Source organism: Streptomyces sp. NPDC050145, assembly GCF_044460245.1.
Taxonomy (GTDB): domain Bacteria; phylum Actinomycetota; class Actinomycetes; order Streptomycetales; family Streptomycetaceae; genus Streptomyces.
The window spans coordinates 23,653-45,474 of sequence record NZ_JBITJS010000025.1; the positions used below are offsets into that span (position 1 = coordinate 23,653).

Consider the following 21,822-nt stretch of genomic DNA (forward strand, 5'->3'; position numbering starts at 1 on the left):
GATCATGTGCTCGACGCCGACTTCTTCCGGCGCTGGATGGCCGCGGCCACCGCGGCGGTGGACCGCGAGGCCGACCGGCTCACCGAACTCGACTCGCCGATCGGCGACGCCGACCACGGCAGCAATCTTCGGCGCGGCTTCACGGCCGTGCAGGCGGTGCTCGACAAGGAGGCGCCGGCGTCCCCCGGCGCCGTACTCACCCTCGCCGGGCGGCAGTTGATCTCGACGGTGGGCGGCGCGTCCGGACCGCTGTACGGGACCTTGCTGCGGCGCGCCGGAAAGGCGCTCGGCGACGCGCCCGAGGTGAGCGAGGCCGAGCTGGCGGCGGCGCTGCGCACCGGGGTGGACGCGGTGGCCGCGCTCGGCGGGGCCGCGCCGGGCGACAAGACGATGCTGGACGCGCTGGTCCCGGCGGTCGACGCGCTGGAGGACGGCGGCTTCGCGGCGGCGCGGGCGGCGGCCGAGCACGGCGCCGAGGCGACGACCCCGTTGCAGGCGCGCAAGGGGCGGGCCAGTTATCTGGGCGAGCGCAGCATCGGGCACCAGGATCCGGGGGCGACGTCCTCGGCGCTGCTCATCGCGGCGCTGGCCGAGACCGCGGCGGGTACGGCGTGAGCACGGCGCCCGGCAAGGAGGTCGGGAAGCCGGTCGGGATCGTCCTCGTCTCGCACAGCAAGGAGGTCGCGGAGTCGGTGGCGCGGCTCGCGGAGGGCCTGGCGGGCGGCGGTGGGACGGCGCCGGTGGCCGCGGCGGGCGGTACGGAGGACGGCGGCCTCGGGACCAGCTCGGAGCTGATCGCGGCGGCCGCGGCGCGGGTCGACGGCGGCGCGGGCATCGCGGTCCTGGTCGACCTCGGCAGCGCGGTCCTCACAGTGAAGGCGCTGCTCGCCGAGGGCGACGAACTCCCCGAGGCCACCCGCCTGGTGGACGCCCCGTTCGTGGAGGGCGCGGTGGCGGCCGTGGTGTCGGCGTCGGCGGGCGCGGACCTGGACGCGGTGGTGGCAGCGGCGTCGGAGGCGTACGCGTACCGGAAGGTGTGAGGTCAGACGGTCACCGGGCGGCGGCGCTCACCAGTTCGCGCGCCGCCGCGTGTCCGGCCCGTACGGCGGCGCGGTGGCTCTCGAGGGGGCGCACGGTCTTTCCCGGGAAGAGGATGTACGTGACGTCCGAGGCGGCGACGCCGCCGCGCACGGGGTGCGGGTCGAGGCCGAGGGCGCGGGCGGCTGCGTAGGAGGCCTCGCCGATCAGGTCGGCGGGGCCGACGTCGCCGACGACCGCGTAGACCACGCGGTCCTTGTGGACGAGGGCCGCGACCGTGCCGGGGCGGATGCCGGAGCGCGCGGGTTTCCAGAGGTCGCTCGCCGCCGGTACGACCACGTAGGGCAGCGTCTCGGCGTCCAGCGGCCGCCCGTCGGACTGTGGGTAGGCCGTCATGTTCTGGAACACGGGGTCCGTGCGGCTGTTGCAGAAGCGGCCGGCGCGGCCGTCGCAGTCGACGTCCAGGTCGGCCTTCCAGTGGACGGCGCCCTGGGCGGTGCGGCACACGGGGATGTCGGCGCGGGTGCCGTCGTCGGTGCGGTAGCGGCCGTTCGAGATCTGCCGGCAGCCGCGCACGGCGTCCCGCAGGGCGGCGGCGCGGACCCCGCCCTCGCGCATGAAAGGCGCGGCCGGCGCGGGTGCGGCGACGGGGCGCACCCGCGGGGCGGTGCCGGGGGCGTGCGCGCTCTCGGCGGGTGGCGGCGCGGCCGAGGCGGAGAGGGAGGCGGGGGCGAGGAGGGCGACACCGCAGACTGCGGTGAGCGGCAGGAGGCGAGGACGCACGGACGAGGCCTTCGGTCGGGGACGCCCGGCCCTGGGACCGGCGGACATAACACCCCAATCTGAGCGAGGCGCCCGGTGGCGTCCACCGCACGGGGGCCGGACGGGGCGTCAGACGGCCGGACGGGTTCGGGGGTGGGCCCGGACGGGCGCTCCCCAGGGGCTTGATGAGGACCCGTCAGTCATGCCATACAGGTCTGTACCAATTTCACGCCCGCGCCACCACCGGCCCGCCCGAGCGGAAGGCACCCACCTCGTGCGACACCTCCCCCCACGCACCCGGCACCTCACCCCGCTCGCCCGCGCGACAGCCGTCGCCGCGCTCGTCCTGGGCCTCGCCTCCTGCGGCCTGTTCACCGGCCCCGAGGAGGACGGCCCCGCGCTCACCGCCCCGGCCGGCGTCACGGCGCAGGCCGGCAGCGCCACCTCCGTGCACGTCATGTGGAACCGGCCCGCGAGCACCGCCGACGTCGGCCAGTACGAGGTGTACCGGGGAGCGGAGCGGGTCAGGCGCCTGCCCGCCGACCGGCACATGGTCGACGTCACCGGCCTGCGCCCGCGCTCCCGTTACGTGTTCACCGTGCGGGCCCGGGGCACGGACGGCGCGCTGGGCCCGGCAAGCCGGCGCGTCACCGTCACGACACCGGCGGCGGTCGCCGCGGACCGCGCCGCGCCGACCCGTCCGGCGGGGCTGCGCGGCAGCGTGGCCGGCGGCACGTCGGTCTCCCTGTCCTGGCAGCCCTCCCGCGACGACCGGGCCGTCGCCTCGTACGACGTCTACCAGGGCACCACGAAGATCCACAGTGTCGGCGGGCGGGAGACGAGGGCGCTGGTGACGGGGCTGCGGCCGGGCACCGCCTACGCGTTCAGCGTGCGGGCGCGTGACGCCGCCGACAACACCTCGCCCGCGAGCCCGACGGTCCGGCTCACGACGCGGCGCGGCAAGGGCGGGGAGAGCGCCGGCACCGGCACCGCGCCCTCCGGTTTCCGGGCGAGCAGCCGCGCCGCCGACGGCGGGTACTACCTCGACCTGACGTGGACTCCCCCGGACACCGGCGGCGAGGTCCCGGCGTACCAGGTGTTCGTGGACGGCTCCCAGGCCACGACCGTCATGTGGGGCGAGGGCACCGCCGACGCGGCGAAGTACAGCTTCTACATCGGCGAGAAGCCGGGCGAGCGCCACCGGGTGCGGATCCGGGCGCAGCTCCCCGACGGCACGTGGGGCGCCTTCTCCGCCGAACGGACCGTCACGACCGGCTAGGCCGTGTCTTCAAACTCCCGTCGTCGCCCGGAGGGCGGCTTCGCGGCGTCTGGTGCGTGCTCTGGGCGTGCCGGGCGCAGGCCCTCGTAGCGGAGCTACTCGGGTCTTCGCCCGGTGCGGCCAGAGTGCGTGCCGGGCGCCGTGGAGCAGGCGGGAGTTTGAAGACACGGCCTAGGCCGTGCGATGGAACCCGTCACCTGCCCGGATGCGGCCCGCATGCGGCGTGCGCCGCCCGCGGTTTGGCTGGGCGTCAGGCGGCGCGGGCTTTTGCCGACTCGGGCGGGGCATCGGACGTACCGCCTCCCGCGGGCGCCGGAGAGCAGGCAGTCATGCGCATCACTTCGATACTCGCTCGCTCGGGTCTGACCGTGGCGGCCGCGCTCCCGCTGACGCTGGCCGCACCTGCGGCCCACGCCGGCGGACCGAGTGGAGGCGGCGGGCTCGTCGTGAGCACCAGCGGGTCCACGGTCACGGCCCGGACCCAGGCCTGCCCGAACGGGGGCAACGGTTCGCTGCTCTCGGCGGGCCAGGCCGACTTCGCCCAGGGCAGGCAACAGCCGCTGGTCGGCGGCAGCGCGACCTGGACGAGCGTGAGTTCCGGGACGTACACCGTGGTCGTCGTCTGCAACGACGGCTCCACGGCCGGGACCCGTTCGGTGACCGTGACGGCGAGTCCGACCATCTCGGCGACGTCGAGCCCGCTCGGCGCCGTCCGGGGCGGCCTCGGCGGCGCGGTCCAGGACTACGGCACGCTGACGCTGGCGGCGGGCGGCACCCTGGTGGCCGCGGCCGTCGTGGGCGGCGCGTGGTACCTGCGGCGGCGCGGCACGGGTCAGCGCACCTAGGCCGGTTCGTTCCCGCGATCGCTGTCGTCCGGTCTCTCCGGGCGGCGGCGATCGTGCGTTCCGGGCCCGTGACGCCTAAGAGGCCGGCTCCGGCTCCTCGTCCGTCTCCGGCAGGTCGAGCCGGTCCAGGGTCTCCTCGATCCAGCCGACCCAGAAGGTCTCCAGGTCGATGCCGGCGCGCAGGACCGCGTGTTGCAGCCGGTCGGGCATCGAGTCCTTCTCCGGCGGGAAGTCGCGCTCCTGGATCTCCAGGTAGTTCGCGAGGGTCTCCCGGTGCAGGGCGAGATGGCGGCGCAGGTCCGTGTCGATGCCGTCCGTGCCGACGACCGCGGCGGAGCGCAGCCGCAGCAGCATCGTGTCCCGCAGCGGTTTGGGGTCGTGGGAGGCCGCGGTCCAGCGGGCGAGTTCGCCGCGCCCCTCGGGCAGGACCTCGTACTGTTTCTTCTGACCGCGGGCCGGGCCCTGGGCGGGCAGGGCGCGGATCAGGCCGTCGCGTTCCAGTCTTCCCAGCTCGCGGTAGATCTGCTGGTGGGTCGCCGACCAGAAGTAGCCGATGGACCGGTCGAACCTGCGGGTCAGTTCGAGGCCCGACGACGGCTTCTCCAGGAGGGCCGTGAGGATCGCGTGCGGCAGTGACATGGCGTAAGGGTAGGTGAGAGTCCCCCGGCGTGAGCCGGGGTGAGGGGTGGTCACGCGGCCGGCGGGCCCGGCCACGTGACCACCCGGTCTCACAGGCCCGCGGCGACCTCGGTGCCCTGCTTGATGGCGCGCTTGGCGTCGAGCTCGGCGGCCACGTCGGCGCCGCCGATCAGGTGCGGGGTGCGGCCGGCGGCGACGAGGTCGTCGTAGAGGGAGCGCTGCGGCTCCTGGCCGGCGCACAGGACGACGGTGTCGACGGGTACGAGGGTCTGCTCGCCGTCGACGGTGATGTGCAGGCCCGCGTCGTCGATCCGGTCGTACGTGGCGCCCGCGACCATGGTGACGCCGCGGTGGCGCAGCTCGGTGCGGTGGATCCAGCCGGTGGTCTTGCCGAGTCCGGCGCCGACCTTGGACGTCTTGCGCTGGATGAGGTGGACCTCGCGCGGCGGCGTGGGCCGCTCGGCCTTCTTGAGGCCGCCGCGGTCGGTGTAGTCCATGTCCACGCCCCACTGGCGGAAGTACGTGGCCGGGTCCTGGCTGGCCTTCTCGCCGCCGTCGGTGAGGTACTCGGCGACGTCGAAGCCGATGCCGCCGGCACCGATGATCGCGACGCGGTCGCCGACGGGGGCGCCGTCGCGGAGCACGTCGAGGTAGCCGACGACGCTGGGGTGGTCGACGCCGTCGATGGCAGGGGTGCGCGGGCTGACGCCGGTGGCGACGACGACCTCGTCGTAGGCCGCGAGGTCGTCCGCGCCGACGCGGGTGTTCAACTTGACGGTGACGCCGCGCAGTTCGAGCTGGGTGCGGAAATAGCGCAGCGTCTCGTCGAACTCCTCCTTGCCGGGGACCTTGCGGGCGACGTTGAGCTGGCCGCCGATCTCGGCGGAGCCGTCGAGGAGGGTCACGTCGTGGCCGCGCTCGGCGGCGGAGACGGCGCAGGCGAGCCCGGCGGGGCCGGCGCCGACGACGGCGACGGTCTTCTTCAGGCGGGTGGGCGCGAGGACGAGCTCGGTCTCGTGGCAGGCGCGCGGGTTGACCAGGCAGGAGGTGATCTTGCTGCTGAAGGTGTGGTCGAGGCAGGCCTGGTTGCAGCCGATGCAGGTGTTGATGGTGTCGGAGCGGCCCTCGGCGGCCTTCTTCACGAAGTCCGGGTCGGCGAGCATCGGGCGGGCCAGGGAGACCATGTCGGCGACCCCGTCGGCGAGCAGCTCCTCGGCGACCTCGGGGGTGTTGATGCGGTTGACCACGACGAGCGGGATCGAGACCTCGCCCATGAGCTTCTTGGTGACCCAGGAGTAGGCGCCGCGGGGCACGGAGGTGGCGATGGTGGGGATGCGGGCCTCGTGCCAGCCGATGCCGGTGTTGATGATCGTGGCGCCGGCCGCCTCGATCTCCTTGGCCAGCTGGACGACCTCCTCGAGGGTGGAGCCGCCGGGCACCAGGTCCAGCATCGAGAGACGGTAGATGACGATGAAGTCGCTGCCGACGCGCTCGCGGACGCGGCGCACGATCTCCAGCGGGAAGCGGACGCGGTTCTCGTAGGAGCCGCCCCAGCGGTCGGTGCGGTGGTTGGTGGCGGCGACGATGAACTCGTTGACGAGGTAGCCCTCGGAGCCCATGATCTCGACGCCGTCGTAGCCGGCCGCCTTGGCGAGCTCGGCGGTGCGCGCGAAGTCCTCGACGGTCTGCTCGATCTCGGCGTCGGTGAGCTCGTGCGGCGGGAAGGGGCTGATCGGCGCCTGGACGGGGCTCGGCGCGACGAGGTCCTCGTGGTACGCGTACCGGCCGAAGTGCAGGATCTGCATCGCGATCTTGCCACCGGCGGCGTGCACGGCGTCGGTGACCTCGCGGTGCTGCTCGGCCTCGGCCTCGGTGGTGAGCTTGGCGCCGCCGGCCCAGGGGCGGCCGGCCTCGTTCGGGGCGATGCCGCCGGTGACCATGAGGCCGACGCCGCCGCGGGCGCGCTCCGCGTAGAACGCGGCCATGCGCGTGAAGCCGTTCTCCGCCTCTTCGAGGCCCACGTGCATCGAGCCCATCAGGACGCGGTTGGGCAGCGTGGTGAAGCCCAGGTCGAGCGGGGCGAGCAGGTGCGGGTAACGACTCATGGGGGCCCTCCGTGGCGGCGAACGTCGTCACAGTTGTAGACGACACCCGCCCCCTTTTGCAACAAGTTGCAAAAGAGAGCTGCACCACGCCCGGGGACTACTCGGGGGCGACCTCGGCGACCCATCCGTACGGCAGCTCGCGCCCGTCGACGGTCACCGCCTCGACGGCGCGGCCGCGCGGATCGACGTCGGCCTGCACGCCCTCGCCCTCGTACCGGGGGTAGCCCGACTCCCCCACGCGTCCGGTCGCGGTGACGCGCACAGAACGTAGGGGGTTGCCGTGATCCGTGTGGCCCGCGGCGTCGGTGAGGCGGGGTTTGATCTCGAGGGTGAGCCGCTCGGGCACCTCGGACAACTCGCGCGATTCGTTCATGCCAGGAGGCTAAGCCGGGACACCGCGCCCCGCCCCTCCAGCCGCGGGCCATGCAGTTGTAGAATGCAACCAGCACCGGAAAGGACCCTGCCGTGGCCGCACCTGAGTCAGCACCCGAGTCGCAACCCGTGTCAGAACCGGCCCGCGCGGCGGCCGTGTCGGACATCCAGCGCGAGCTGACGGTCTTCGCCCGCCGCGCCCGGGCGATGGCCGCGCGCATGCACCCCGAGCTGTCGCTGGTCTCCTTCACCCTGCTCGGCCATCTCGACGAGCGGGGCGGCTGCCGCGCCACCGACCTCGCGGCGCACTACGCGCTGGACAAGTCCACGGTCAGCCGGCAGGTCGCCGCCCTGGAGCGGGCGGGGCTCGTGGCCCGCCGGGTGGACCCGGACGACCACCGGGTGCAGGTGCTGCACCCCACCGAGGCGGGCGCCGAGATCCTGGCGCAGGTGACGGTCAGCCGCCGGCAGGCCCTCCTGGAGCGGCTCGGCGACTGGCCGGAGGAGGACCTGGAGCAGTTCGCCGCGTATCTGACGCGCTACAACGAGGCGTCGCAGGGCATCTGAGCCCTCAGGCGGCCCGGGCGCCGGGCACCCGCGCCGTACGGAACCGGGTGGTGCGGCGCAGCCGGAAGCCGAGGGTCTCGTAGAGCCGGATGGCGTTCGTGTTGCCCGCGCCGGTGTGCAGGAACGGGGTCTCGCCGCGCTCCAGGACGCCCGCCGCGACCGCCCGCACGAGCCGCCCGGCGAGCCCCTGACCGCGCTGCTCCGGGTCGGTGCAGACGGCGCTGATCTCGGTCCAGCCCGGCGGGCGCAGCCGCTCCCCCGCCATGGCGACGAGCGCTCCGCCGCGCCGTATGCCGAGGTAGGTGCCCAGCTCGATGGTGCGCGGCAGGAAGGGGCCCGGCCGGGTACGGGCCACGAGGTCCAGCATCTCGGGCACATCGGCGGCGGTGAGCCGGACGGCCTCGGGGTCGTGGGCCGCGTCGACGCGATCCCCGACCATCTGCACCCCCGCGAAGTCCATGGTCAGCTCCCAGCCCTCCGGCAGGTCGAGGCGCACCCCGGGCAGCGGCACGGTGCCGTCGGCCCCGGCGAAGGCGGCGAGATCGGCCCAGTCGGCGGGCCCCGGCTCGTCCGGCAGCCCCAGCCACGGCGAGACATCCCCCGGATACCGCAGCACCCGCCCACTCCGCTCGGCGAGGTGAGCGTGCGGCCCGGTCAGCGCGGCGTAGGCGGGATTGTCGAGCACCGCGTCGTCCGCGGTGCGCCCGAGGCCGCCGGCCTCCGGGGCGCCCGTGCCGCGCCCGAGGTCGCCGGTCTTCCGGCCGCCCGCGACGCGGCCGGCGCCGCCGGGCACCCGGCCGGCAGCGACAGCCGAAAGGGCACCGCTCACCGGCCCCGTCTCGGCGTCGGCGGTCTCCGGTTCGACCTCGGCGTCACTGGCGGCGCCGAGCACCCGTCCCTGCGCGGCACCCGCAGGACCACCGGACACCCGAGAGGCCACGACCACCCTCCCCACCGCGGCACCCTTGCCGCCCACAGGCCCCCGGTCGGCCTCCGCGTCCCCGGCGTCGCCGGGCCCCGGTTCGGCCTCCGCATACGCGGAGGTGCCGAGCACCCGGCCCTCGTCGACGCGTGCGAGCCCCCTCGGCACCTGGTCGACCGCGGCGCCCGCACGGGTGCCGGGCGACCGGTCCGCCTCGGCGCCCCCGGCACCCTTGGGCTCGGCCGTGTCCCGGATGGGCGTGGCGCCGCGCTCCTCGTGCGTCTGCGTCATTCGGACCCCTTCTCCCGCGCACCGCCGCGCGACCGTGCGCCGGCCACGACCGCCATGGCCGGCACCTGATCGAACCGTGTCCGGGGAGATCCGCATTCCCTCGCGCCCCACTGTTCACGGGGTCGCAACGCGTTCACGGCGCCGCAACACCCCCGTACGCCCGCGGCCACGGGGCGCTTTGTCGTGCGGGGAGCGGGCTTGACATGCTGGCGCGATGTCGCCGATGCCGTCCCAGGCCCTCATCGCTCACGTCGAGTCCCTGCTCGACGCCGGATCGCCGCTGCCGATCGTCGCCGCGGGCGACCCCGTGCTGCGCCGCCCCGCCGATCCCTTCGACGGGCAGCTGTCCGACGAGCTGCTCGCGCGGCTGATCGAGGCCATGCGCGTGACCATGCACGCGGCGCCCGGCGTCGGACTCGCCGCGCCGCAGGTCGGTGTGCCGCTGCGGCTCGCCGTACTCGAGGACGCGGCGACCGTGCCGGACGAGGTGCGGCTGGCGCGCGGGCGGGTGTCGCTCGCGTTCCGTGTCCTGGTGAATCCGTCGTACGAGGCGGTGGGCGGGCGCCGGGCCGCCTTCTACGAGGGCTGCCTGAGCGTGCCGGGCTACCAGGCGGTGGTCGCCCGGCACGAGCGGGTGCGGCTGCGCGGGCTGGACGAGCACGGGCAGGCCCTGGACGAGGAGCTCGCGGGCTGGCCGGCCCGGATCGTGCAGCACGAGACGGACCATCTCGACGGCACTCTGTACCTGGACCGTGCCGAGCCCCGCTCGCTGACCAGCACGCAGGCGGCGGTGGAGCGCTGGGCCCAGCCCACGCCCGAACACGCCGCGCGCGAACTGGGCTTCACCCTGCCGACGAGCGGCTGACCGCAGTCGCGGCCGCGGCTCAGTCCAGCTTGGGCATCTCGCCGGTCGTCCGGGTGACGTCGATGACGGAGAACGCGGCGCCCTGCGGGTCGCCCACGGCGGCGAACCGCCCGAACGGGCTGTCCATCGGCCCGAAGTGCAGCTGCCCGCCCAGGCGCTGGACGGTGGCGACGGCCGCGTCGCAGTCCTCCACGACGAAGTACACGTTGATGTACGAGGGCACCTCCGCAGGGAAGTCCTTCGTCATCTTCATCCGGCCGAGGACCGGCTGTCCGCCGAGCTGCCACACCTGGAAGTCGACGTGCTCGTCGGCCATCGTCTTCGCGTCGTACGGGAACACGGTGGTGAAGAACGCGTCGGTCTTGTCGGCGTCGCGGACGGTGACCTCGGCCCAGCAGAAGGCCCCCGGCTCGTTGACCTTCTCGAAGCCCGCGTGCGTGTCGGGCTGCCAGACGCTGAACATGACGCCGCCGGGGTCCTGCGCGGTGACCATCGTCCCGAACTCGCCGACCTGCATCGGGTCCATCATGAGCGTGCCGCCCGCGCTCTTGATCCGTTCGGCGGCGGCCGCGACGTCCGGGGAGGCGAGGTACAGGTTCCAGGCGGCCGGCACGCCCGCCGGGGTGCCGGGCATCTGCGGGGCGAGGGCGGCGACATGCTTGCCGTCCGCGGTCTTCGCCTGCGTGTAGTTGCCGAACTCCTCGGCGCCCGGATCGTAGGACCAGCCGAACAGCTCGGCGTAGAAGGCCTTGGCGGCCTCCAGGTCGGCGAACATGGCGTCGGCCCAGACCGGGGCCCCTTCGGGTTGTGCGGGCATGTCGCGGAGCCTTCCGTGCGGGCCGGACCCGGGGTGGCCCGGCGGCTTCGGATCCACGCTAGGCGCGCCCGCCGCGGTCCGCGATCCGTGGCTCAGGCGTGCGGCGCTCCCGCGTCGAGTGCCGGGGCGACGAGGTCGAAGGCCTCGTCGAGGAGGGCGACCGGGTCCGGCGCCGTCCCGCTCGCGCTCCAGCGCTGGAGGACCACGTGGAAGGCGGTCAGGGCGGTGCCGGCGGCCAGGCGCGGATAGAGATCGGTGGCGGCGTCGCGGCCGGTGCGGCGGGCGAGCTCCTCGGCGAGTTCGTCGCGCCAGCGGGCCTGGCGCTCCAGGAAGCGGGCGAGCAGCGCGGGTGTGCCGAGGATGAGCCGCACGACGCGCAGGGCCCGCTCGGAGTGGGCGGCGCAGGTGGTGACGGGGACCCGTACGGCGTGCCGGAGCGCCTCGGCCGGCGGTTCGCCGGCGGGCCGCCCCGCGAGCGCGTCCCGCATGTCGGTGCCCATGTCGGCGAGGAACTGGACGACCACGTCCTCCTTGGACGCGAAGTAGCGGAAGAAGGTCCGCTTGGAGACGCCGGCGGCCGCCACGATCTCGTCGACGGTGACGCCGTCGAAGCCCTTGAGGGCGAGCAACTGCAGGGCCGCCTCGGTCAGTTCGTCCGAGACGAGCTGACGCTTGCGCTCGGCGAGGCTCAGGCTCGGATCAGGTCGCGTACTCACCCGGGCATCGTACATGCCGTGCCGGTGGCGACACCTGGGGGCGTTCTGACACTCAGAGGCGTCTTGACACCAAGTGCCATCAGAGTCAACCTGTGCCACATGACACGGAAGCAGGAGCAGAAGCAGAAGCGTCAGGACCACCGGGACGCCGGACCGACCGCCGAGCCGATCGCCGACCAGACGGGCCGTGTGTACGTCGTGACGGGCGCCTCCGGCGGGCTCGGGCTCGCGACCTGCCGGGCGCTCGCCCGGCGCGGGGCCCGGGTGGTCCTCGCCGTACGGGACCCCGAGAAGGGCCGCCGGGCCGCCGCATCGATCACCACCGAGACACCCGGCGCCCACCTCGAAGTGCGCCCGCTCGACCTGGCCGACCTCGCCTCGGTCCGCGCGTTCGCCGACGCCCTGCGCGCGGACCACACGCACATCGACGTCCTCGTGAACAACGCGGGCATCATGGCCCCGCCACACGGGACCAGCCCCCAGGGCCACGAGCTACAGTTCGCCACCAACCACCTCGGCCACTTCGCCCTCACCGGCCTGCTCCTGGACCTGCTGACCGCGGGCACCGACCCGCGTGTGGTCACGGTCAGCTCCCCGAACCACCGTCAGGGCCGGCTCGACCTCGACGGCCCAAAGAGCGCGGACGGCCCGGGCGGCTACTCCCCGATGGGGCACTACAACCGGTCCAAGCTGGCGAACGCCGTCTTCGGCCACCAGCTGCACCTGCGCCTGACGGCGGCGGGCAGCAAGGTGCGCAGCGTGCTCGCGCATCCCGGCTACACGGCGACCGGCCTCCAGCACGGCACACCGGTGCGGGCCGTACGACTCCTGTACGGCCGCCTGCTGTCGCCGCTGGCGCAGTCACCGGAGGCCGGAGCACGCTCCCAGCTGTACGCGGCGACCGAACCGGGCGTGTCCGGCGGCGAGTTCATCGGCCCGGGCGGCGCGGGCGAGCTGCGCGGCGCCCCGACGCGGGTCGCGCTCGCGCCGCGCGCCACGGACGAGCACACCGGACGCCTGCTGTGGGAGCTGTCCGAGCGGCTCACCGAGGTCCGCTACCCGCTCCCCGCCCCCCGGACGTCCTGAAGAGGCACGCGCCGCTCTGCTGTCGGCCGAGTCGCTCGCGCCGCGCGGCCGGCGGACGGCAGGATCGTCGTATGCGACCGGCCTTCGTTCTCGTGCACAGTCCGTCCGTGGGTCCCTCCACCTGGCGTCCGGTGGCCGAGCGGCTCGCCGCGGCGGGCCATCCGGTGCGGCTGCCTTCGCTGCTGCACGTGGCGGACGGCGCGCCACCGTTCTGGCCCGCGGTCGTCGAGGCCGTCCGCGAGGACCTGCGGCGCCTTCCGGCGGGCAGCCCGGTCGTGCTGGTGGGGCACAGCAACGCGGGCCTGTTCCTGCCGGCGATCCGCGCGGGCCTCGACCACCCGGTGGCGGGCTCGGTGTTCGTGGACGCCGCGCTTCCCGCGCGGAGCGGACCGACCCCGGTGGCGCCGCCCGAACTCCTGCGTTTCCTGCGCCCGTTGGCGGTGGAGGGACGGCTGCCGCGCTGGACCGACTGGTGGGACGAGGCCGATGTGGCGCCGATGCTCCCCGACCCGGTGACGCGGCGCACGGTCGTCGAGGAGCAGCCGAGACTCCCCCTGTCGTACTACGAGCAGGAGATCCCGGTCCCCGCCGGCTGGGACGACCACCCGTGCGCGTACCTGCTGTTCGGCCCGCCCTACAGCGAGCAGGAGGCCGAGGCGCGGGCCCGGGGCTGGCGCACGGCGCGGCTGACCGGCGAGCACCTCCACCAGCTCGTCGACCCGGACGCGACGGCTCGGATCATCATCGAACTGGCCGCGTCCTAGGGATGGTTCAGCGGCGGGTGGCGACGACGAGCCGGGCGCGGGGGCTGCCGTCGGGCCGCTCCCCCAGTTCGGGCAGCGCGTGGAGCGCCACGTCGAAGCCGGCCCGGTCCAGTTCCCGCCGGACGTCGCCGAGGCGGAAGGTGCGGTAGTACATGACGAACGGCGGGCGCCACAGCGCGTTGCGCACCCGCATGGCTCCGTCGAAGCCGAGCATCGCCCAGTAGCCCCAGGATCCGGGCCGCGCGGGCGCGGGCAGAGGGAAGGCGAACTGCCCGCCGGGGCGCAGGACTTGGCAGACCTGGGCGAAGAGTTCCGGCTGCCGCTCCGGCAGGAAGTGCCCGAACGCGCCGAAGCTCACGACCAGGTCGAAGACAGGCCCGAACGGCAGCGCCTGCGCGTCCGCGCGGACGTACGAGGCGGCGGGTTCGGCCTCGCGCGCGACCTGGAGCATGCCCGCGCTGAAGTCGACGCCGACGGCGCGCTCCGTGCACACCTCGCGCAGCACACCGAGTCCCGCGCCGGTGCCGCAGCACAGGTCGAGCCCACTGCCGTACGGGCCGAGCTCACGCAGGGCGCGGGTGACGGGGGCGAGCACGGCGTCGGGCGTACGGAAGGGGGTCCGGTCGAATTTCGGCGCGAGCAGGTCATAGCCGTGCTCGACCGAGGAGAGCGCCTGAACGGCCAGTTCGCGGAGGGTGGGGCCCTGGGAGGTGAACATCGCGGCTCAGCATAGGCGGGCCGCCCGCCGGACAAGGGACTTGCCGCACGACGGGGTCGGGGTGGTACGGTTCCTGTGGTACGTGTGCAGGTCCGTCGGATCGCCGGTACCGATTTCCTCTTCTCTTCTTTCTGTTTCACCTTCTGTTTCACCACTGCATCATCTGTGCTTCACGCACGGGTTCTCACCGCGCTCATTCTGCGCGTTCTCCCTGGTCACGGGTTTCTGTCGGGCTTCGCCCGGCCCTGCGCCAGGTCTCTCCCGGCCGGGGGCGTGTTCGTTTCCGCCCCGCCGTCCGCCGGAGCCATCCCCACCCGCGTTCCCCGCACGTCGTCCGTCCTCGAAAGGACCCTGATCGACCATGACCACCATCGCACCCGAGAAGCCCGCCACGACGACCCCCGTGCGGGCCCGCGGCGTCCTCGACATCGGCCCGAACGGGGCCGGGTTCCTGCGCGCCCCCGATCTGCTTCCCACCTCCCACGACGTCCAGGTCCCGGCCGCGCTCGTGCGCCGACTCGCCCTGCGCAAGGGCGACTTCGTCGACGGCACCTGCGCCAGGCCGCACACCCTGACGGCCGTGGACACCGTCGACGCTCTGCCCGCCGACGCCGCCCGGCACCGCCCGCGCTTCGCCGACCTCACCCCCCTGCACCCCGCCGAGCGGCTGCGCATGGAGTGCCCGGCCGGCGGGCTCGCGGGCCGGGTCGTCGACCTGTTCGCACCGGTCGGCAAGGGGCAGCGCGGCCTCGTCGTCGCGCCGCCGCGCACCGGCAAGACCGTGCTGCTCCAGCAGCTCGCCGCGGCCGTCGCCGCCAACCACCCCGAGGCCCACCTCATGGTCGTGCTCGTCGACGAGCGGCCCGAGGAGGTCACCGACATGCGGCGCTCGGTGCGCGGCGAGGTGTTCGCCTCGACCTTCGACCGTCCCGCGAAGGCGCACATCGCGCTCGCCGAGCTCGCCGTCGCCCGCGCGCAGCGGATGGTCGAGCGGGGCCGTGACGTCGTGATCCTGCTCGACTCGCTGACCCGGCTGTGCCGGGCCCACAACAACGCGGCGGCCGCCGGTGGCCGCACCCTGTCGGGCGGTGTCGACGCCGGGGCCCTCCAGGGGCCGAAGCGGCTGTTCGGCGCGGCCCGTAACACCGAGGAGGCGGGCTCCCTGACCATCCTCGCGACGGCGCTCGTCGAGACCGGCTCCCGCGCCGACGACTTCTTCTTCGAGGAGCTCAAGAGCACCGGGAACATGGAGCTGCGGCTCGACCGCGCCCTCGCCGACCACCGGATCCACCCCGCTGTGGACCTCGACCCGTCCGGCACCCGCCGCGAGGAGCTCCTGCTCACCGCCGAGGAGACGGCCGCCGCGCACGCCCTGCGCCGCGCCCTCGGCCGGCGGGACGACCGGTCCTCGTACGAGACGCTGCTCGAGCGCATGCGGCAGACGCCGGACAACGCGGCGTTCCTGCGCCAGGTCCGCTCCACCGTGCCCGGCGCCTGAGCGCGCCCCGAGGATGGGTAATACTCGAAGCATGAACGCGAGGATTACCCGGCCCGGTGCCCGGCCCGATGTCACGGTCCGGCGAGCGGTCGCACGCGACGCCCGGCGCCTCACCCGCATCGTCCGGGGCTCGCGTGCCTACGAGGGCCACTACGCGGCGATGGTCGCCGATTACCGCGTCACCTCCGGCTACGTCGAGGCGCACCGGGTCTTCGCCGCCGTGGACCGCGCCGAGGACCGCGTTCTCGGCTTCTACGCGCTGCTCGTCGACGCGGCCGAGCTGGACCTGATGTTCGTCGCGGACGAGGCGCAGGGACTGGGCATCGGCCGGCTCCTCGTCGACCACATGCGGTCCGAGGCGCGCGCCGCGGGCCTCGATCGGGTCCGTGTCGTCGCGCATCCGCCCGCCGAGGGCTTCTACCGTGGGATGGGCGCGCTGCGCACCGGGACCGTCCCCGCACAGCCGCCCGCGGTCGGCTGGGAGCGGCCCGAACTCGAATTCGCCGTTCCGGACGGCGTCTGAGGGGTTCCCGATCCGCCGCGCCCGGCGCACACTCGGGACGTCGGAATGGGGCAAGGAGGCCACATTGGGCACGCTGGACAGCGGACAGGCGGGCGCCGACGAGGCGTTCGACGTGATCGTGGAGATCCCGCAGGGCTCCCGGAACAAGTACGAGATGGACCACGAGCTGGGCCGGATCCGGCTCGACCGGATGCTCTTCACCTCGACCCAGTACCCCGCGGACTACGGCTACGTCGAAGGCACGCTCGGCGGCGACGGCGACCCGCTGGACGCGCTCGTGCTGACCGGCGGCGACGCCACGTTCCCGGGCTGCGCCGTGGAGTGCCGGGCCATCGGCATGTTCGTGATGAGCGACGAGAAGGGCCCGGACGAGAAGATCCTCTGCGTCCCCGCCCACGACCCGCGGCACAGCACGGTCCGCGACATCGACGACATCCCCGAGTTCGACCGTCTGGAGATCACCCACTTCTTCGAGGTCTACAAGGACCTGGAGCCCGGCAAGTCCGTCGAGGGTTCGCACTGGGAGGGGCGCGTGAAGGCGTACGAGGAGATCGCGCGGGCCCGTCTGCGCCGCACCGCCGGCTGAGGGCGCGGCCGTATGTGATCTTTCCTACGTGCGCGGAGTGCGTCTATGCAGTCACGCTCCGGCCCCTCTAGGGTGGGCGGGCCGTGGTGTTCGGGAAGACCGGTGACAAGCCCTCAGGGGCCAAGTCCGGAGCGGCCCTCGCCACTGTGATCGGGTCTCGTGCCCCCGTCCTCGGGCGGCACGAGGCGCACCGCGCCATCACGCCACTGGCGGCCCCGTGCCGCTGGGAAGGCCGGAGCGGTGTCGCTCGCCCGTAAGCCAGGAGACCGGCCACGGCATCTCACGAAGTGATCCACGAGGTGCTGGAGCGTGATCGGTTTGACCCTGCCCGCGAACTCCCCCCTGCCCGCGCACTCCCCGACGAGTCCGCCGTCCGCCTACCGATGGCGGCGCGAGGACACCCTGCGCACGGCGGGCCTGATGGCGGTGATCCTGGCCCTGCACGTCGTCGCGTTCGGCGTGCTCTTCCTGCTCGTCGTCCCCGGTCACTACCGGGTGGACCACAAGGCGTTCGGCATCGGGCTCGGCATCACGGCGTACACGCTGGGCATGCGGCACGCCTTCGACGCCGACCACATCGCCGCGATCGACAACACGACCCGCAAGCTGATGGCGGACGGCAAGCGTCCGGTGTCCGTGGGCTTCTGGTTCGCGCTCGGCCACTCCAGCGTGGTCGTGGTCCTCGCGGCGCTGGTGGCCGGCGGCACGGCGCTCGCGACCACCCTGACCAGCGACGACTCCCGTACCCATCAGGTCCTCGGGGTTGTCGGCACGACGGTGTCCGGCACGTTCCTCTACCTGATCGCCGCGCTGAACCTGGTGGCCCTGATCGGCATCATGAAGGTGTTCCGGGCGATGCGCGCCGGCTCGTACGACGAGCAGAAACTCGAAGCGCACCTGGACTCACGGGGGTTCATGAACCGGATCCTCGGCCGCTTCACCCGCTCCATCACCCGGCCCGGCCAGATGTTCCCGCTGGGCTTCCTGTTCGGGCTCGGCTTCGACACGGCGACCGAGGTCACCCTGATGGTGATGGCGGGCAGCGGCGCCGCGGCCGGACTGCCCTGGTACGCGGTGCTGTGCCTGCCGCTGCTGTTCGCCGCGGGCATGAGCCTGTTCGACACGCTCGACGGCACGTTCATGAACTTCGCCTACCAGTGGGCGTTCTCGAACCCGGTGCGCAAGGTGTTCTACAACCTCACGATCACCGGGCTGTCGATCGCCGTGGCCTTCTTCATCGGCACGATCGAACTCGTGGGCGTGCTCCACGAGAAGCTCGACCTGACGGACGCGGTCACGGGCTGGATCGCCGGCCTCGACCTCGACAACGTGGGCTATGTGATCGTCGGCCTGTTCGTCGTGGTGTGGGTGGCGGCGGTCGCGTACTGGCGGCTGGCGAAGGTCGAGCAGCGCTGGTCGGCGCGGCTGGCCGACAGCGGCGGAACCGGTTGAGCGGGCGGAACGGGCTGAACGGGAGGTCTCCGGCCGGGGCCGCGCGCGCGTCGCGTACCGTCCGGCGGGAGAGCCCGACGGACGCCGCGCCCCTGCGTCCGTCGCCCCCGCCCCTGCACGGAGGAAGCCCCATGAGCACGGCCCGCCTGCCCCTCGACGGCATCACCGTCGTCAGCCTCGAACAGGCGGTGGCCGCCCCGTTCGCCACCCGCCAGCTCGCCGATCTGGGCGCGCGGGTGATCAAGGTGGAGCGGCCGGGCGGCGGCGACTTCGCGCGCCGCTACGACGAGACGGTGCACGGCCAGTCGAGCCACTTCGTGTGGCTGAACCGGTCCAAGGAGTCCGTCACGCTCGACGTGAAGACGCCGGAGGGCCGCGAGGCGCTGGAGCGGCTCCTGGCCCGGGCGGACGTCTTCGTGCAGAACCTGGCGCCGGGCGCCGCGGCCCGCCTCGGCCTGTCCGCCGCCGCGCTCGCCGAGCGGCACCCCTCGCTCGTCGTGTGCGACATCTCCGGCTACGGATCCGACGGGCCGTGGGCGGACCGGAAGGCGTACGACCTGCTGGTGCAGTGCGAGACCGGGGTCGTGTCGGTGACCGGCAGCCCGGAGGAACCGGCGAAGGTCGGCATCGCGATCGCCGACATCGCGGCCGGCATGTACGCCTTCTCCGGGATCCTCACGGCGCTGTACGAACGCCGGGACACGGGGGTGACGCGCTCGGTCGAGGTGTCGCTGTTCGAGGCGCTGGCCGAATGGATGGGGTACCCCGCGTACTACACGGCGTACTCCGGCGCCCAGCCGCCGCGGGTCGGCGCGGCGCACGCGACGATCGCCCCGTACGGGCCCTACCCGGCGTCCGACGGGCGGACGGTGCTGCTGGCGATCCAGAACGAGCGGGAGTGGGCCGCGTTCTGCGCGCACGTCCTGGACGACGCGGCGCTCACCGACGACCCGCGCTTCCACCGCAACTCCTCCCGGGTCGCGCGCCGCGCCGAGCTCGACGCCATCGTGACGGCGCGCTTCGCCGAGCTGGACGCGGACGAGGTCGTGACGCTGCTGGACCGGGCCGGGATCGCGAGCGCCCGGCTCAACACGGTCGAGGACTTCCTCGCACACCCGGTGCTGTCCGGCCGCGATCGCTGGCGCGACGTGGACACCCCGGGCGGGCCGGTCCGCGCGCTGCTCCCGCCGGCGACGCCGCGCGGCCTGGAGCCCCGGATGGCGCCGGTGCCCGCGGCGGGCGAGCACACCGCCGCGGTACTGGCCGAACTGGGGCTCGACGGCGAGGGAACACAACTCGCGCACAAAACACCCCAATCGGAGCGATAAAGTATCCCGTCAACCCACACGCGCCCGATCACCCAGGAGTACCTACGTGACCGTAGCCATCGACTCGTCCGCGGCAGCCGTCCCGTCCGGCGAGGACAACGTCCCTGCGGCCGCTGAGGCTGCTGAGACCGCTGGGGCCGTCGAGGCCGGGCCTGCCGTGCCGCCCGTGCCCGCGCCTGCGGCGCCCGCCGCCGGGGAGGAGAACTTCTGGCAGCCCGAGGCGCCCGCCGCGGCTCCGGCCGCCGACGCCTCCGGCGCGGAGGTGGAGGTCGGTGAGGAGGCCGAGGACGTCCCCGGTGAGGTGCCGGAGGCCATCGTCCGGGACGCCCGCGAATTCGGCGGCTACGCCCGCACCGGCGGCTGGACCTTCGCCCTCAAGGTGGCGCGCAGCGTGCGCCCCGGCGGGCAGGCCGCGGGCGAGACGGAGAAGGTCTCCGCACGCCGGTTCGCCGCGCTCGCCGAGTGCTCGGCCGACCGCGTCATGCGCTTCTACAAGACGTGGGACCGGGCGGCCGACGACGGCCTGGTCCCGCAGTTCGAGGCGCTCGCCCCGGGCGTCGAGGTCGAGCTGCCGGACGCCGACGTCTGGCTGTCGTACTACGTGTCGCGCTCCAGCGCGACGTCCGTGCGCGGTCAGGCGATCACGGAGGCGGCCGAGGCGGAGGGCATCCGTCCGACGAAGGCGCTGGAGGTCGCGGAGAACCCGACCGCGCTGCGCGCCGCGATCCTCGCCGACCCGGGCACCGCGGAGGCGGCCCGCAAGGCGCTGATGGACCGCCTCGGCGAGGACCCGGTGCTGCGCTCGGGCCTGGCCCGCGACATCGTGCGCGCCGACGAGCTGAAGAAGGCCGTCGCCGAGGAGGCCAAGACCGGCGGCCAGCTCGAGTACGTGCGGAAGATCGCCGAGGAGGGCCAGGTCAAGACGGCTGCAGGCCAGAAGATCGAGGCGTCGCCCGCGCTGCGCGAGGAGGCCGAGCGGCACCTGTCGCTGATCGACGAGCTGGAGGAGGACGAGGAGGCGGGCGAGTGGGCCCGCGAGGCGTACGACACCGTGCGCAACCTCGTCGCCGAGACCGTCGAGAAGGACCCGGAGCTGCGCGTGCAGGAGCGCCGCGCCAAGTTCTACAGCAGCATCTCCAAGGCGACGAAGGCCTTCGAGGAGCTGACCTTCGACGACGTCGCGGAGATCGACGACATCGTGGAGGACGACATGGTGCGGCGCCTGGAGGAACTCCAGCAGGCGATCGCCGCGTGCCTCACGGCGCTCCAGAAGGCCCACCCCGCCTCCTGACCCGGCCAGGGACCCTGCCGAGCCCGCGGGCTCGGCAGGTCCGTCGCCGCGACCCGCCCGACGGCCAGGATCCGGCTCCCGTAACGCCACGCGGTGCCCGGCACGCCCCGCCCGCGTCCCCGGCCGGATACCTCCGCACCCCACCACGTGCGCACCGACATCCCGGCCGGCTCCGGCACCACCCGCCCTCGCCCGCACCCCGCGACCGAGAACTCAGCCTCGCCATCAAGCAGCCGGCGCGCTCCAGGAGCTAGCCCGCCTCCCCCGCCGGAGGCCTCCGCACCGACGATCCCCGTACCTCCAGCCGCGTGGGCACCAGCGTTCCGGCCGGATCGAGGTGGCCGTGTTCCAGGACTGCCACCATGTGCTCGACACCGGCCTCCGCGACGGCGCGCGGGTTCAGGCTCAGTGTGGTCATCGGCGGGTCGGTGTGCAGCGCCGTCACGTCCTCGCTGACGCAGACGACCAGCAGGTCGGCGGGCACGTCGAAGCCGGCGCGCCGCACCGCCTCCAGCAGGAGCGGCGGGCTCACCTCGGCGACGAGGACCAGCGCGTCGGGCGCGTCGGCGCCGGGCCGTCCGAGCACCGCCTCCACCGCCGCGATGACCGGCCCGTTCCCCGCCTCCTCGGCCCGCGCCACCCGCTCGGGCACACCCCGCTCCGCGCACCACGCGCCGTACCCGGCGAACGCGTCCCGGTTGAAACGGGTGTCGGTCGCCGGCACGACGAGCGCGGGACGCCGGGCCCCCTGCCCGCCGAGATGGTCGAGGACCTCGAGCAGGGCCGCCCGTGCGTCGACGTCCACCCAGTACGCGCCCTCCCTCCCGGCCACCGAGCGGTCGCTGAACACCGGGATCCCGGCGGCGAGCAGGTCGTCGACGATCCGGTCCCCGGACAGCGGGTCGGCGACGACGACGCCGTCGAGGGGAAGGTCGGCCCACTCGTTCTGCAGCGTGCCGGAGGGCAGCAGCACCATCGCGTAGCCCCGGTCGAGCGCGGTCGCCGCGGTGGACCCGGTCAGCCGGGCCACGTACGGCGACTCCAGGAACGCCCACGGTTCCTGGGCGTACTCCCCGACCACGTAGCCGATCAACCGGGCGCGCCCCGCCCGTAGTTGGCGCGCGGTGGCGTTGGGCCGGTACCCCATGGCGCGGGCCGCTTCCCTGACCCGCTCGCGCACGGCGTCCGAGAGGCGGCCGGTGCCGTTGAGCGCGGCGGAGACGGTCGTCTTGGACAGGCCCGTCTCCCGGGCGACGTCCACGAGCCGGACGCGCGCGGGCGGCGGCGCCTGGCCGGGGCGCCGTGAAGGTTCGGTCATGGCACTGATGCTGCCACCCCCACGACCTCAGCAAAACCGT

General features: G+C 73.9%; 23 protein-coding genes and 1 riboswitch. Of the genes, 14 read left to right on the forward strand and 9 right to left on the reverse strand.

What is annotated here, in order from left to right; genetic code table 11:
- The first annotated feature begins 6 nt into the window (after window positions 1-6).
- Both dhaL and ACIBTU_RS35555 read left to right on the forward strand, forming a co-directional pair.
- Window positions 7-615 carry a dihydroxyacetone kinase subunit DhaL gene (gene dhaL, locus ACIBTU_RS35550; protein WP_399130831.1) on the forward strand — a complete coding sequence of 203 codons (609 nt, stop codon included), beginning with the start codon at window positions 7-9 and terminating at the stop codon, window positions 613-615.
- Complete coding sequence (locus ACIBTU_RS35555) at window positions 612-1,040, forward strand: PTS-dependent dihydroxyacetone kinase phosphotransferase subunit DhaM (RefSeq protein ID WP_399130832.1); 429 nt, start codon at window positions 612-614, stop codon at window positions 1,038-1,040. The genes dhaL and ACIBTU_RS35555 overlap by 4 nt, the downstream gene beginning before the upstream one ends.
- A gap of 10 nt (window positions 1,041-1,050) precedes the next feature.
- Here the strand turns inward: ACIBTU_RS35555 and ACIBTU_RS35560 are convergent, their stop codons facing one another.
- Window positions 1,051-1,821, reverse strand: coding sequence for a glycoside hydrolase family 75 protein (locus tag ACIBTU_RS35560; RefSeq protein WP_399130833.1), 771 nt, complete (start codon window positions 1,819-1,821; stop codon window positions 1,051-1,053).
- A 253-nt stretch (window positions 1,822-2,074) separates the two neighbouring features.
- Here ACIBTU_RS35560 and ACIBTU_RS35565 point away from each other — a divergent pair, with 253 nt between their 5' ends.
- Both ACIBTU_RS35565 and ACIBTU_RS35570 read left to right on the forward strand, forming a co-directional pair.
- Window positions 2,075-3,079, forward strand: coding sequence for a fibronectin type III domain-containing protein (locus ACIBTU_RS35565; RefSeq protein ID WP_399130834.1), 1,005 nt, complete (start codon window positions 2,075-2,077; stop codon window positions 3,077-3,079).
- Between the two features lie 329 nt (window positions 3,080-3,408).
- Window positions 3,409-3,924, forward strand: a complete 516-nt coding sequence (locus tag ACIBTU_RS35570) for a hypothetical protein (RefSeq protein WP_399130835.1) — start codon at window positions 3,409-3,411, stop codon at window positions 3,922-3,924.
- A gap of 75 nt (window positions 3,925-3,999) precedes the next feature.
- Here the strand turns inward: ACIBTU_RS35570 and ACIBTU_RS35575 are convergent, their stop codons facing one another.
- The 3 genes from ACIBTU_RS35575 to ACIBTU_RS35585 form a co-directional block, all read right to left on the reverse strand.
- Window positions 4,000-4,563, reverse strand: coding sequence for a PadR family transcriptional regulator (locus ACIBTU_RS35575; RefSeq protein WP_399130836.1), 564 nt, complete (start codon window positions 4,561-4,563; stop codon window positions 4,000-4,002).
- Between the two features lie 89 nt (window positions 4,564-4,652).
- Window positions 4,653-6,668: an FAD-dependent oxidoreductase gene (locus tag ACIBTU_RS35580; RefSeq protein ID WP_399130837.1), complete on the reverse strand. Its 2,016-nt coding sequence runs from the start codon at window positions 6,666-6,668 to the stop codon at window positions 4,653-4,655.
- A 97-nt stretch (window positions 6,669-6,765) separates the two neighbouring features.
- On the reverse strand, window positions 6,766-7,041 hold the full coding sequence (locus ACIBTU_RS35585) for a hypothetical protein (protein ID WP_399130838.1): 276 nt from the start codon (window positions 7,039-7,041) through the stop codon (window positions 6,766-6,768).
- A gap of 206 nt (window positions 7,042-7,247) precedes the next feature.
- Here ACIBTU_RS35585 and ACIBTU_RS35590 point away from each other — a divergent pair, with 206 nt between their 5' ends.
- Window positions 7,248-7,607 (forward strand): MarR family winged helix-turn-helix transcriptional regulator, encoded by a 360-nt coding sequence (locus ACIBTU_RS35590; protein ID WP_399130912.1) that lies wholly within the window; start codon window positions 7,248-7,250, stop codon window positions 7,605-7,607.
- A gap of 4 nt (window positions 7,608-7,611) precedes the next feature.
- Here ACIBTU_RS35590 and ACIBTU_RS35595 read toward each other — a convergent pair whose 3' ends face one another.
- Window positions 7,612-8,292, reverse strand: a complete 681-nt coding sequence (locus tag ACIBTU_RS35595) for a GNAT family N-acetyltransferase (protein ID WP_399130913.1) — start codon at window positions 8,290-8,292, stop codon at window positions 7,612-7,614.
- Window positions 8,293-9,034: 742 nt separating this feature from the next.
- Here ACIBTU_RS35595 and def point away from each other — a divergent pair.
- Window positions 9,035-9,685 (forward strand): peptide deformylase, encoded by a 651-nt coding sequence (def, locus tag ACIBTU_RS35600; protein ID WP_399130839.1) that lies wholly within the window; start codon window positions 9,035-9,037, stop codon window positions 9,683-9,685.
- A 19-nt stretch (window positions 9,686-9,704) separates the two neighbouring features.
- Here def and ACIBTU_RS35605 read toward each other — a convergent pair whose 3' ends face one another.
- Both ACIBTU_RS35605 and ACIBTU_RS35610 read right to left on the reverse strand, forming a co-directional pair.
- Window positions 9,705-10,502: a VOC family protein gene (locus ACIBTU_RS35605; RefSeq protein WP_188340449.1), complete on the reverse strand. Its 798-nt coding sequence runs from the start codon at window positions 10,500-10,502 to the stop codon at window positions 9,705-9,707.
- A 92-nt stretch (window positions 10,503-10,594) separates the two neighbouring features.
- Window positions 10,595-11,218, reverse strand: coding sequence for a TetR family transcriptional regulator (locus ACIBTU_RS35610; protein ID WP_399130840.1), 624 nt, complete (start codon window positions 11,216-11,218; stop codon window positions 10,595-10,597).
- Between the two features lie 99 nt (window positions 11,219-11,317).
- Here ACIBTU_RS35610 and ACIBTU_RS35615 point away from each other — a divergent pair, with 99 nt between their 5' ends.
- Together ACIBTU_RS35615 and ACIBTU_RS35620 are read left to right on the forward strand one after the other, a co-directional pair.
- Complete coding sequence (locus tag ACIBTU_RS35615) at window positions 11,318-12,304, forward strand: oxidoreductase (RefSeq protein ID WP_399130841.1); 987 nt, start codon at window positions 11,318-11,320, stop codon at window positions 12,302-12,304.
- 107 nt (window positions 12,305-12,411) lie between these two features.
- Entirely contained in the window at window positions 12,412-13,068 is a 657-nt protein-coding gene (locus ACIBTU_RS35620) for an alpha/beta hydrolase (protein ID WP_399130842.1), read from the forward strand.
- 7 nt (window positions 13,069-13,075) lie between these two features.
- Here ACIBTU_RS35620 and ACIBTU_RS35625 read toward each other — a convergent pair whose 3' ends face one another.
- On the reverse strand, window positions 13,076-13,786 hold the full coding sequence (locus ACIBTU_RS35625; RefSeq protein ID WP_399130843.1) for a class I SAM-dependent methyltransferase: 711 nt from the start codon (window positions 13,784-13,786) through the stop codon (window positions 13,076-13,078).
- 361 nt (window positions 13,787-14,147) lie between these two features.
- Here ACIBTU_RS35625 and rho point away from each other — a divergent pair, with 361 nt between their 5' ends.
- The 6 genes from rho (at window position 14,148) to ACIBTU_RS35655 (ending at window position 20,464) form a co-directional block, all read left to right on the forward strand.
- Window positions 14,148-15,284, forward strand: coding sequence for a transcription termination factor Rho (gene rho / locus ACIBTU_RS35630; RefSeq protein WP_399130844.1), 1,137 nt, complete (start codon window positions 14,148-14,150; stop codon window positions 15,282-15,284).
- A gap of 31 nt (window positions 15,285-15,315) precedes the next feature.
- Window positions 15,316-15,807, forward strand: coding sequence for a GNAT family N-acetyltransferase (locus tag ACIBTU_RS35635; protein ID WP_399130845.1), 492 nt, complete (start codon window positions 15,316-15,318; stop codon window positions 15,805-15,807).
- Between the two features lie 64 nt (window positions 15,808-15,871).
- A complete protein-coding gene (locus ACIBTU_RS35640) occupies window positions 15,872-16,393 on the forward strand; it encodes an inorganic diphosphatase (protein ID WP_399130846.1) in 522 nt (173 codons plus the stop codon).
- Between the two features lie 67 nt (window positions 16,394-16,460).
- Window positions 16,461-16,683: riboswitch (cobalamin riboswitch) on the forward strand.
- Between the two features lie 28 nt (window positions 16,684-16,711).
- A complete protein-coding gene (locus ACIBTU_RS35645; protein WP_399130914.1) occupies window positions 16,712-17,845 on the forward strand; it encodes a HoxN/HupN/NixA family nickel/cobalt transporter in 1,134 nt (377 codons plus the stop codon).
- A 131-nt stretch (window positions 17,846-17,976) separates the two neighbouring features.
- Window positions 17,977-19,173: a CaiB/BaiF CoA transferase family protein gene (locus ACIBTU_RS35650; RefSeq protein ID WP_399130847.1), complete on the forward strand. Its 1,197-nt coding sequence runs from the start codon at window positions 17,977-17,979 to the stop codon at window positions 19,171-19,173.
- A 46-nt stretch (window positions 19,174-19,219) separates the two neighbouring features.
- Window positions 19,220-20,464 carry a hypothetical protein gene (locus ACIBTU_RS35655; protein ID WP_399130848.1) on the forward strand — a complete coding sequence of 415 codons (1,245 nt, stop codon included), beginning with the start codon at window positions 19,220-19,222 and terminating at the stop codon, window positions 20,462-20,464.
- 250 nt (window positions 20,465-20,714) lie between these two features.
- On the opposite strand, the gene ACIBTU_RS35660 is transcribed toward ACIBTU_RS35655, so the two are convergent.
- Window positions 20,715-21,782 (reverse strand): LacI family DNA-binding transcriptional regulator, encoded by a 1,068-nt coding sequence (locus tag ACIBTU_RS35660; protein ID WP_399130849.1) that lies wholly within the window; start codon window positions 21,780-21,782, stop codon window positions 20,715-20,717.
- Window positions 21,783-21,822: the final 40 nt, after the last annotated feature.